Consider the following 11,418-nt stretch of genomic DNA (forward strand, 5'->3'; position numbering starts at 1 on the left):
AGAGTAGACAAATAAATATCGAAGAATCGCTATAAATATCATAATAGTGATACTATTCATCAAAATATCGTAAGAAAAAGACTGATTATATCAATATCATTATAGTATAACTGAAGGGGGTAAGAAACAATGAAATTTACAGACGGATTCTGGCTCGTACGCGAAGGGTATCAAATTCAGAACCCCACTGATATTCGCGACATTGTTCAAAAGGGAGATTCAATTACGGTACATGCAGCTACAAAACGTATTTTGGTAAAAGGGGATACATTAAATGGTACGCTGCTTAAAGCGACATATAGTTCACCGATGCCGAACGTAATTAAAGTTACTTTGAACCATCATAAAGGAAAAGTAGATCATGGTCCTGCTTTTGAAATTTTTAATCAAGATACAGACGTATCTATTCATAAAGATGAGCAAGGTGCAGTACTTCAAAGCGGTAAATTAAGTGTTCATGTGGATAAAACGAACGGATGGGATGTTCAGTTTCTGTACGATGGTAAGCGCATCACTGGAAGCGGAAGCAGAGCAGCTGGGTACATCACAGGTCCGAGTAAAGAAGCATATTTCCGTGAACAACTTGATCTGGGTGTAGGCGAGTATATATATGGACTTGGCGAACGTTTCACTCCATTTGTGAAAAATGGTCAAGTGGTAGATATTTGGAACGAAGACGGCGGTACAAGCAGTGAACAAGCGTATAAAAATATTCCTTTTTACCTATCTAATAAAGGATATGGTGTATTTGTAAACCATCCTGAGCGTGTCTCTTACGAGGTTGCTTCCGAAAATGTGTCCAAAGTACAATTCAGTGTCGAAGGCGAAACACTGGAGTACTTCATCATTGGCGGCGATAATCCAAAAGACGTGCTAAATAACTACACAACATTAACAGGTAAACCAGCGCTGCCGCCGGCTTGGACATTTGGTCTGTGGCTGACGACTTCCTTTACTACGGATTATGATGAAGCGACCGTAAATCATTTCGTTGATGGGATGGCAGAGAGAGACTTGCCGTTATCTGTATTCCATTTTGATTGTTTCTGGATGAAAGAATATCAGTGGTCTGATTTTGTATGGGATGAGGAAATGTTCCCAGATCCAGAAGGGATGATTCGCAGACTTAAAGATAAAGGTCTTAAAATTTGCGCTTGGATTAATCCTTATATTGCAGAAAAATCTTATCTTTTTGATGAAGGTATGGAAAATGGGTACTTGGTCAAAACCGCAGACGGCAGTGTGTGGCAATGGGACCTTTGGCAAGCAGGCATGGGACTTGTTGATTTCACGAATCCTGATGCAGTGGAATGGTATAAGAGCAAACTGTCTGTGCTCATTGACCAAGGCGTAGACTCTTTTAAAACGGACTTTGGTGAAAGAATTCCTACCGATGTAGTGTATTATGATGGATCAGATCCGGTGAAAATGCACAATTATTATACTCAGTTGTACAATAAAGCAGTATTTGAATTACTTGAAGAGAAATTAGGTAAAAATGAGGCAGCACTCTTTGCGCGTTCTGCAACAGCGGGTGGCCAGCAATTCCCTGTACACTGGGGTGGAGACTGCTCAGCAACCTACGAATCCATGGCGGAGTCCCTTCGAGGTGGTTTGTCTCTAGGTTTGTCTGGATTTGGATTCTGGAGTCATGATATCAGCGGCTTTGAAAACACGGCACCGGCAGATGTATATAAACGCTGGGTACAATTCGGATTATTATCTTCGCACAGCCGTCTGCATGGAAGTACTTCATACCGTGTACCTTGGTTGTTTGATGACGAGTCTGTAGATGTAGTTCGTGATTTCACGAAACTTAAAATCAGTCTCATGCCGTATTTGTTCCATGCAGCTAAAGAATCAACTGTACAAGGGATCCCCATGATGCGTGCAATGATGCTGGAGTTCCCAAACGATCCTGCGACATTTGGGCTGGATACACAGTACATGCTCGGGGATTCGATTCTTGTTGCTCCGGTCTTTAATATAGAAGGAGACGTTAGCTACTATCTACCTGAAGGAACATGGACGAACTACCTCACTGGCGAAAAAGTAGCAGGGGGAAGATACATTCATGAGAACCACAGTTTCCGTACATTACCGATGATGGTAAAACCAAATAGCCTGATTGCAGTCGGTGCGGTTAACAATGTAATCGAATATGATTACGCAGATGGAGTCACTTTACATTTGTTTGAACTGGCAGATCAAGCTACTGCAGAAGCAAAAGTGCTCAGTACAAAAGCGCAGGAAGAGCTGGCAGTAATGGTAAATCGTACGGGTTCTGAGCTTAGAGTGTCTGCGGCGGGTGAAGGAAAAGCGTGGTCTTTGGTATTACGAGACATTCATGATGTATCGGAAGTAAACGGCGGGACTGTATCTAAAGGAGATCAGGGTCTGGTATTTACACCAGAGAAGAACAACGGAACATATACGATTAAGCTCTAATAAAATGGGTGAAGAAGGCGATGCATAAACGCAGCGTCTTCTTTTTTGTGTTTGATAACATTTGATAACATCAATGACTGCATAATTTTGAAGTGACAAAACCATATTAAGAACGTCGTTTGATCCTAATGTTATTTCGTATGCTGATCATAATTAGGTCAAATGAATAACCTAAAGCAGCTGAGGTGGATATGTAATGAAAGAAAAGAAATGGGATCTAGCTGCTCTAGCCTCAATTCCGTTTATTATGACTTTAGGTAATTCAGCCTTAATCCCTATTTTACCGAAGATCGGCAAGGAACTGGGAGTTTCTACTTTTCAAGTGAGTATGCTGATTACGGTGTATGCCGTAGTTGCCATCATTTTAATTCCCATAGCCGGGTACTTATCAGATCGTTTCGGAAGAAAAGCGGTTATTATTCCTTCTCTTGCGATAGCAGCTATAGGCGGAGCTATTTCGGGAGTCGCTGCCTGGCTCATGGCAGACGGGGCTGCTTACTGGACGATTATAGGCGGAAGGTTATTACAAGGTATCGGAGCGGCTGGAGCTTTTCCCATTGTTATTCCACTAGTAGGGGATATGTTTAGTGACGAAAAAGAAGTAAGTGCTAGTTTGGGAATCGTTGAAACATCCAATACTTTTGGTAAAGTGCTTAGTCCAATCATTGGGGCAGCGCTTGGAGCCTGGTTATGGTATTCACCATTTTTAATGATTCCCACACTCTGTATTATTTCTTTATTACTAGTCATTTTTTTAGTGAAAACACCAAAGAAACATAAAGAAGTACCACCTTTGCGAGAATTTCTTCGCTCCCTCAAAGAAGTGATGGTAGAAAAAGGGCGCTGGTTATACGCTATTTTTGCGGTGGGTTGTATTTGTATGTTTGTTATTTTCGGTGTGCTTTTTTACTTATCTGAAATCCTTGAGACCAAATACGGTATAGATGGCATAACAAAAGGTTTTGTACTGGCAATCCCCTTGGCAATGCTTTGTTTATCTTCTTTTGTGAGCGGTAAAATAATCGGCAGTCATAAATCACGAATGAAGTGGATTGGGTTTATTGGACTCGTCATTTTGACAGCAGCTTTATTTACGATGGGTTTTTCAAAATCCATTTATTATGTGGTGGGCGTTTTTACGGTTGGAGGAATCGGTATTGGCGCAACTTTGCCATGTCTGGATACGCTAATTACGGAAGGTGTAGAGAAGGAACATAGAGGAACAATCACTTCTTTATTCAGCAGTATGCGTTTTATTGGGGTATCTCTCGGGCCGCCTGTCATTTCGTTGCTGTTAAACACCTCCCATTTTATGTTGTTCTCCATATTAGCAGGTGTTGCAGCTGTAGGAGCGTTACTCACGTTGTTTGCAATAAAACCGAAACAAAATGAAGGTAGCGGTTCTGGAAAGAGTAAAGGCAGCAAGCATTACCGATTAGGCGGGAAAAGCTTCGTTAGAGTCAAACGTAAGGCATAAATTACAAAGCCCATTCCTTCAGTCGATAGAATGGGCTTTGCTGTATATGTAAGGTCGTTTACATAGATGTAGTTTGATTGATTTTTGTTCTTCTAGCCTTACTCATGTGAACAATATAAATGATGAGTAGAAGAAGGACGAAGAGAGCTGAGTAACGAAACATTAGATGGTATCCTGTAAAAGTAGCGATAAGTCCAAGGATCAATGAACCAAGCGCGATTCCAAAATCAAGACTATTTAAAAACATGCCATTGGCGAGACCTCTTTGCGCTGGAGATACAACTTGAATCATCCAGGTCTGAAAAGAAGGCTGAAGTGTACCATATCCAAGACCGAATAGGAAAGCGGACATAAATAAACCTGTTGTCGAACTAATGTTAGAAAGGAGTACGAGCCCTGCAATGACGAATATAGATCCAGGGATTACAAGAGCAAGGTGACCTTTTGTATCATAGATGCGTCCTGCAAAAGGACGGACAATAAGAATAGCCAAAGCGTTAAACAAGAAAAATAAAGCAGCGTTATCGATCCCATTTTCTTTACCGAATAGAGCAATAAAGCTGACGATTCCACCATAAGTGACAGCGAGCAGCATATTAAGAACTGAAGGTATAAGGAGCGCTTTATTAAATCCTGTTTTTGTTTCATCTGTAACAGGCGATTCATAAGGTTCTTTCGATATTGGACTTTTTGATGTCAGTATATAACTTAGCGGCGCGATAATGAGGATGACAAGTGCAGTAGCCCACGTAAGCACAGTAAATCCGGATGAGTTCAGAATGGCAAGTCCGAGAACAGGACCAATTGACATGGCTAGACTGGTGGATAGTCCGAAATATCCCATTCCTTCACCCATTCTTTTAACAGGGATGACATCGGTTGCCATGGTAGGAAAGGCTGTGCTGCTCAGTCCAAAGCCAATGCCGAATATCATCCGCATAATAAGGAGCACACCCATTACAGCAGCGAAATAATAGCCTAGGGTGACAAGCAAGATAATAACAATACCCCAATATATCATTTTATTTCGATTCCCTTTTTCCAGCTGTTTGGCTGAATAAAGACGTGCCGCAATCGCACTTAGTGCAAAAAGGGTAGTGAATAAGCTCACTTGGAATGAACTGGCTTTAAATTCTCCCTGAACGTAAGTCGGTAAGGTGGAGATAATCATGTGAAGTTGTAAGAATAGTAAAAAGTTACATAAAGTTAGTATAATGAACTCTTTGGTCCATAATCGGTTTTTCTCTGGCTGCATAATTATGAATAATCTCCTTTATTTGTAGAGCGGCTCTGCACAGCAGGGGTTCTTTTGATTTACTCCTATTGCTTTGAGCTCTTTTTCTGTTCGTTCTCTTCTTGTTGTTTTTGCACATGGTTGTGGTATTCGTTCAATACTCGGAGAAAAACTTTCATGTCTTCTTCGGGAATGATCTCAGTAAAATCCGCATTTAATTTCTCTTCAAGAGGAAGAATTGAACGGCATAAATTAGCACCTTCATCCGTAAGAAATAGTTCATACGCTCTGCGATCAGCAGGATTCGGTTTGCGTACGACTAAACTTTTCTTTTCCAGCATGTCAATAATTCGTGTAGTTGTTGGTTGATCCTTATATGCTTTGGAGGCAATCTCCCGTTGATTCAAACCTTCGTGGGAGTAGATGTGAAAAAGAACAGACCACTGTTCCGTTGTAATATCGTATTCTTTTAAAAGTTGATTCATTAAATGAATAGAGCGTCGGTGAGCAACGCCAAGCATAAAACCAAGCGAATGTTCAAGTGCAAACTTATTCAACGTGTTAGTTACCCCCTCTCATCAAATACTTGTTACACTAATATTATTAAATGTTTTTATTTGTGTCAAAGAATATGTTGAGTTAAACTATAAGAATATATACTTCCAAATAATGCAAACTTTTCAGTGAGAACTATATATGATAAAGCTTTGTTGTTTCTTACAATTTAAGAGTGACTAACATTAGAAAAGAGGGATTGCCATGACTAATAAGGACAAGCTGACGATGAAACGTGCTGAATATAAGGACATACCTAGGATTGCGATTTTATTTGATGAGTACCGTCTATTCTATGGACAGGAGTCTGATCTAAAGCGTGCGGAAGTTTTTTTGAAGGAGAGAATGGAAAAAGGTGAATCTGTTATTTTTTACGCGGAGATGAAAGGAACAGAGGAGCCTGTTGGTTTTGTGCAACTCTATCCCTCCTTTTCGTCCATATCACTTCAGTCTCTGTGGATCTTAAATGATCTCTATGTAAGAGAAGAGGCTAGAAGATCAGGAGCTGGGAGAGCTTTGCTTCAAGAAGCAGAACATATGGCCCGCTGCACAGGGGCGAAAGGACTGACTTTATCCACTTTAGCAGATAATAGCGTAGCCCAGAAGTTATATGAGTCTGAAGGGTACATACGAGACAACGAATTTTGGCATTATGATCTTCTTACATAATAAAGACTGTATATCTGGGATTCATTGTAATCTGAAGAATCCTTATGGCATAATACAGCTACGGAACATAAGGGGGGATTCATACTGCACTGGATTGCAATGCTTACGATGTTGATTGATCATATAGGTGCTATTTTTTATCAGGATCAAGGCATATTTCGGATCATTGGAAGGCTTGCATTTCCGATTTATGCATTTTCGACATACCTTGGTTATAAATACACAAGTAATATGAAACGCTATACTTATCGTTTACTTTTGCTGGCTATCATTTCGCAGATCCCATTTATGCTCGCTTTTCAGCATTATAATTTGAATGTTATCTGGACCCTACTGTCTTCGCTGCTTGTTCTTCAGCTGCTGGATAAGTCCCCAAGTGGAATTAGTAAAGCTCTGATCATTATGATCTGTGGTATTCTCATGGAATTATCCACGATGGACTATGGTATCTATGGTCTCTTCCTCGTTCTAATTTTTAGATATACGGAAGGTATGGTCATGGTTGGTGCTCATTTGCTACTTAATATTGCAGATATGGTGGTATCTGAACTTCAAATCTGGAGCACACTTGCGACGGTATATATTGCATTCTTCATGTATAAGGGAGCTTCATTTCGCTCTACCGTTCCGCGCTGGCTATGGGTAAGCTTTTATCCGCTACATCTTGCTGTACTTGCGATCATTCGAATGGTTTAACACGATAGCGAAAGCTTCCTATTATAATAGGCAATATAGAGTACATATCTTGTGTTGTTTTTTCTATGGTGATATTCCTTCATTATTATGAATCGGTTACAATAGAACATAAGATGGTCTATTCCACGAAGTGGTATAATGATTTGTTTTGCTAAACATAGATTGGGAGTTGAGAATTTAGTGGAACTAAAAAAAGCAGCAGCTGAAAGAGCAGTGGATTTCGTTAAAGATGGAATGAAAGTAGGACTAGGAACAGGATCTACGGCCTATTGGGCTATCAAGCGTCTAGGCGAAAGAGTGAAGGAAGAAGGACTGAATATTCAGACCGTAGCTACATCCAAAGCTTCTGAAGATCAAGCACGGGAATTAGGAATCCCCCTCATTCCTTTTGCTGAGGTAGGTAGACTTGACCTTACGATTGATGGTGCTGATGAAGTCGATGGCAGATTGAATTTGATCAAAGGTGGCGGTGGTGCGCTTCTGCGTGAGAAAATTGTTGCCATGAACAGCAGACGTCTCATTATTGTGGTGGATGAGAGCAAAGTCGTTCATACGCTTGGTAAATTCCCATTGCCAATTGAGATTGTTCCGTTTGCATTTGAATGGACATTTCAGGCACTTGATCAGCTTGGATGCCGACCACAGTGGCGTATGAACGGCGAAGAGAAATTTGTGACAGATAACGGAAACTATATTGCAGACTGTCTGCTTGGACGTATCTCTAATGCTGAGGCACTTAATCAAAAATTGAATATGATTCCTGGTGTAGTTGATAATGGTCTGTTTGTCGATCTAGCTGATACCGTGGTAGTGTCACACAGTGACGGGTCAATTGAGATCAAAAAAAGGTAGCTTCTTTTCCAAAGAGAGGAAGATAAGACATCGGACAAATTCTCCTGAAGCTAGATGATGTAATTCTACGCACCATAGAAGAACAAGATATTGATGATTTATATCAATTAATACATGGTGAAACCAATCCAGAATGGAAAAAGTGGGATGCACCCTATTATCCCTTAGAGCGTGAGAACCGAGAAGATTTTCGGAAAACCATTAAAAAGGCAACTTCAAAGGAAGTTCCTTATTGGGTGATTATGGAAGTAGACGGACAGATTATAGGGAGTTTATCCTACTATATTGAAGATCCTCAGTCCATGTGGATAGAGACAGGAATAGTGATGTACCAAGCAGCGGACTGGAACAATGGGTGCGGTACAAAAGCCATGACCTGCTGGATTGCTTACTTGTTTCAAGCTCTTCCTATTGTTCGTATAGGTCTTACTACATGGTCTGGAAATGTAAGAATGATGAGTGTGGGTACAAAGCTAGGGATGCAAATAGAAGGCCGTATGCGGAAGTGCAGAATCGTAGACGGAATCTATTATGATTCGATCCGAATGGGGATGTTGCGAGAGGAATGGGAAGCATACCATTCATCCTAATGATTCACTCCATGATCCAAGGGTAAAGTGGAACAGTGGATATATTTATTGATAGAGGCTATTGGAGGCAAGGTTATGTCTAATTTACGCGATGAGAAAGATATATCGCTTCAGTTGTTTGTGGTTCTTGCCAGAGCCTACAACTCTGTAACTGCAAGATCTATTCGAGACATTCAGAGTCATGGTTTAAATACGACGGAATTCGGAGTGCTTGATTTGTTATATCATAAGGGACCTCAACCTCTGCAAAAAATCGGAGAAAAGGTACTTATGTCAAGCGGGAATATTACTTATGTAGTGGACAAGCTGCAAAGTAAAAATTTGTTATTACGCAGAGCTTCCTTGGAAGATAGAAGGGTAATCTTTGCAGAGCTGACGGATGAGGGGACTGCATTTTTTGAGCGTATTTTTCCTGGGCATCATGAAGTCATCAGGGAAGCAGAGCAAGGACTAACCGATGATGAGAAAATGGAAGCAATTCGTCTGCTGAAGAAGCTTGGATTATCGGCGAGTGGGCAGGCAAACGAATAGTGAACATCATATGTTAAACCGACCTCAATGAAGTGACCCCTAAATGTTAGACACGGTTATTTCATTAGGCAGCTTGGGTAAAACGAGTTCGGTACTGTACCGGACTCGTTTTTAATTTTGCCTTCAATCGTTTTGTGTTGTAGTAGTTCATATATTTTTCTAGTTCTAATTTAAAATGTTCTACACTCTCAAATTCCTTTAAGTAAAGGAGTTCCGACTTTATAATCCCAAAGAAATTCTCCATTACTGAGTTATCATAGCAGTTACCTTTACGCGACATACTTTGTGTGATCCCTCTCTTTCGAAGAACTTCGCGATATGATTTCATTTGATAATGCCAGCCTTGATCTGAATGCATCATTAACTTGTGATCCTCTGGTAAACATTCTAATGCTTTTTCTAGCATCTCAGAAACGAGTGAATACGTTGGTCTAGAGCCAATTGTGTAGGAAATGATTTCACCGTTAAACAAGTCTAATACAGGTGATAAATAAAGCTTCTCACCAAATAATTTAAATTCTGTAATATCTGTAACCCACTTTTCGTTCGGAGCTTCTGCCGTAAAGTTACGGTTTAGAATATTTGGTGCAATTTTGCCCACTGTTCCTTTGTACGACTTATATTTTTTCATGCGAACTACGCTTTTTAACCCTAATTCTTTCATGATACGTTGCACTTTCTTATGATTCACTTTTTGCCCACGATTGGCTAGTTCATCTCGAATGCGACGATAGCCATATCGACCTTCATGTTCCTCGTAAATCGCTTTGATTTCAGCCTTTAAATCAGCATCTGGATCTGGACGATCTAGCTTCTTCACTACATCGTAATACGTGCTTCGTGGAATAGCAGCGAATGCCACAAGCGCCTTCACCGAGTATTTATGCCTTAATTCATAGATGACCTTTACTTTGTCTTCCTTGGTGATTTTTTCTTGTTTTGAACTAAGGCATTTAACTTTTTTAAATACTCATTTTCCATTCGTAAACGTTCCACTTCTGCCTGTAAGGCCTCTACAGACCCTTCTACTAACGGTTGATTCTTTTGTTTGATCGATTCTTTTTTCACGGGTGTACGCCCCTTTTTCTTTGGTCTTAGGGCGTCTATTCCATGTAATTCTAAGCTCTCTTGCCAGCTTAAAATGGTACTATGACTCGCAATATTAAATATTGCTGCCGTTTCTCTAGCAGACGTCCCGAATTCGTTCATATAATTAAGTACGTCTAGTTTATCCTGTAAGGAATACGGTGTATAGCGCTTTTTAAAAACCTCTTCACCATGGTGCTCATATTGTTTAATCCAATTTAATAAAACGGAATGATGGATCCCTATAGATCTCGCAATCGATTTTATACCTTCCGATCCATTTTGATAGCGCATAACTGCTTGTAATTTTTCATCTGAACTAAACTTAGCCATATAAAAACTGCACCTCCAATGTTAGTTGATGTCTAACATTTGGGGTGCAGTTCACAAACAGGTCGGTTTTTTTTGAATGGAATTGCCATTTACTTGCATGTTGTTTTATAGTATGGGACAATTAAATAATTGAAAGTGATCTAGATTAAACGAAAAAACGGATGTTGATTTATCTAGATTATCTATTATATATGACTTAAATAGTCTATTCGTTTTTCACAAGAAGGGAGCTGCGTTTTTATGAATGTTACCAATAATGCAGCTGGTGAATTCCTCTTGCGACAGGTTGATCGTCTCGCCGGACAAATTACAGAAAGGCAATATGAAATACAACCTGATTTAGAATTGAGATTTGGTGAATCCGGCAAAATCAAAACAAAACAAGATACAAAATATAGTCTGAGTTTTTTGGTAGAAAGTGTTTTGATGAAAAGCCCCTCTCTTTTTACACAGTATGTTTCTTGGCTGAAAGTTTTAGTTGAGAGATATCAAGTAACTGAAGAAGACTTGCGAATGAACTTTACTTTAATCCAAGAAATCTTAGAAGAAACATATAAAGTGATGGATCGAGAACTTATCCTTGATTATTTACAAAAAGGTATTCAGGAAAAGAGGGGACACTTATTATTTAGGTGCCAATGTTCCTAAGGAAGGTATTATTGAATCGATTCAAAAATATAATGTGGACGTACTTGCGTTGTCTGTAACGATGACTTTTCATGTTCATTTAGCTAAACGATTAATTTCAGAGGTACGAAGTAACCCTGCAACAAGGCATGTGTCTATTATCGTTGGAGGCCTTCCTTTTAATATGGACTCGGAACTTTGGAAAAATATCGGGGCAGACGGGTATGCTCATGATACCGGTAGTGCCATTGAAGTAGCTTATTCCCTGCTTTCTTCAAAGGAAGAATAATACTGCTTCGTGTTTCATTATAGGCGATCTA

General features: G+C 39.9%; 12 protein-coding genes. 9 read left to right on the plus strand and 3 right to left on the minus strand.

Annotation, left to right across the window (positions count from 1 at the left end; translation table 11 throughout):
* The first annotated feature begins 129 nt into the window (after positions 1–129).
* Entirely contained in the window at positions 130–2,448 is a 2,319-nt protein-coding gene (yicI, locus tag ACWPWY_RS04010) for an alpha-xylosidase (RefSeq protein WP_454190498.1), read from the plus strand.
* 196 nt (positions 2,449–2,644) lie between these two features.
* Positions 2,645–3,925: an MFS transporter gene (locus ACWPWY_RS04015; RefSeq protein WP_454190499.1), complete on the plus strand. Its 1,281-nt coding sequence runs from the start codon at positions 2,645–2,647 to the stop codon at positions 3,923–3,925.
* 58 nt (positions 3,926–3,983) lie between these two features.
* Here ACWPWY_RS04015 and ACWPWY_RS04020 read toward each other — a convergent pair whose 3' ends face one another.
* Positions 3,984–5,180: an MFS transporter gene (locus tag ACWPWY_RS04020; RefSeq protein ID WP_454190500.1), complete on the minus strand. Its 1,197-nt coding sequence runs from the start codon at positions 5,178–5,180 to the stop codon at positions 3,984–3,986.
* 65 nt (positions 5,181–5,245) lie between these two features.
* Complete coding sequence (locus ACWPWY_RS04025) at positions 5,246–5,716, minus strand: MarR family winged helix-turn-helix transcriptional regulator (RefSeq protein WP_454190501.1); 471 nt, start codon at positions 5,714–5,716, stop codon at positions 5,246–5,248.
* 202 nt (positions 5,717–5,918) lie between these two features.
* On the opposite strand from ACWPWY_RS04025, the gene ACWPWY_RS04030 reads away from it, so the two are divergent.
* The 5 genes from ACWPWY_RS04030 to ACWPWY_RS04050 all read left to right on the plus strand — a co-directional run bounded on the left by ACWPWY_RS04030 (position 5,919) and on the right by ACWPWY_RS04050 (position 9,052).
* The gene (locus tag ACWPWY_RS04030; RefSeq protein ID WP_454190502.1) at positions 5,919–6,383 is read left to right on the plus strand and encodes a GNAT family N-acetyltransferase; all 465 of its coding nucleotides are present in this window, start codon (positions 5,919–5,921) and stop codon (positions 6,381–6,383) included.
* 93 nt (positions 6,384–6,476) lie between these two features.
* The gene (locus tag ACWPWY_RS04035; RefSeq protein WP_454192788.1) at positions 6,477–7,079 is read left to right on the plus strand and encodes a TraX family protein; all 603 of its coding nucleotides are present in this window, start codon (positions 6,477–6,479) and stop codon (positions 7,077–7,079) included.
* 180 nt (positions 7,080–7,259) lie between these two features.
* Positions 7,260–7,931 (plus strand): ribose-5-phosphate isomerase RpiA, encoded by a 672-nt coding sequence (rpiA, locus tag ACWPWY_RS04040; protein WP_454190503.1) that lies wholly within the window; start codon positions 7,260–7,262, stop codon positions 7,929–7,931.
* A gap of 62 nt (positions 7,932–7,993) precedes the next feature.
* Positions 7,994–8,521, plus strand: a complete 528-nt coding sequence (locus ACWPWY_RS04045; protein WP_454192789.1) for a GNAT family N-acetyltransferase — start codon at positions 7,994–7,996, stop codon at positions 8,519–8,521.
* Positions 8,522–8,596: 75 nt separating this feature from the next.
* Positions 8,597–9,052, plus strand: coding sequence for a MarR family winged helix-turn-helix transcriptional regulator (locus tag ACWPWY_RS04050; protein WP_454190504.1), 456 nt, complete (start codon positions 8,597–8,599; stop codon positions 9,050–9,052).
* A gap of 64 nt (positions 9,053–9,116) precedes the next feature.
* Here ACWPWY_RS04050 and ACWPWY_RS04055 read toward each other — a convergent pair.
* Positions 9,117–10,471 (minus strand): IS3 family transposase gene (locus ACWPWY_RS04055; RefSeq protein WP_454190505.1). Its coding sequence is split into 2 segments (ribosomal slippage): positions 9,117–10,018 and positions 10,018–10,471, totalling 1,356 coding nucleotides; the frame shifts between segments, so codons are not numbered across the junction.
* A 240-nt stretch (positions 10,472–10,711) separates the two neighbouring features.
* Between ACWPWY_RS04055 and ACWPWY_RS04060 the strand changes: the two genes are divergently transcribed.
* Together ACWPWY_RS04060 and ACWPWY_RS04065 are read left to right on the plus strand one after the other, a co-directional pair.
* Positions 10,712–11,119 (plus strand): hypothetical protein, encoded by a 408-nt coding sequence (locus ACWPWY_RS04060; protein WP_454190506.1) that lies wholly within the window; start codon positions 10,712–10,714, stop codon positions 11,117–11,119.
* The gene (locus ACWPWY_RS04065) at positions 11,052–11,387 is read left to right on the plus strand and encodes a cobalamin B12-binding domain-containing protein (protein ID WP_454190507.1); all 336 of its coding nucleotides are present in this window, start codon (positions 11,052–11,054) and stop codon (positions 11,385–11,387) included. The genes ACWPWY_RS04060 and ACWPWY_RS04065 overlap by 68 nt, the downstream gene beginning before the upstream one ends.
* The last annotated feature ends 31 nt before the right edge of the window (positions 11,388–11,418 follow it).

Source organism: Paenibacillus sp. Marseille-Q7038, from assembly GCF_965111595.1.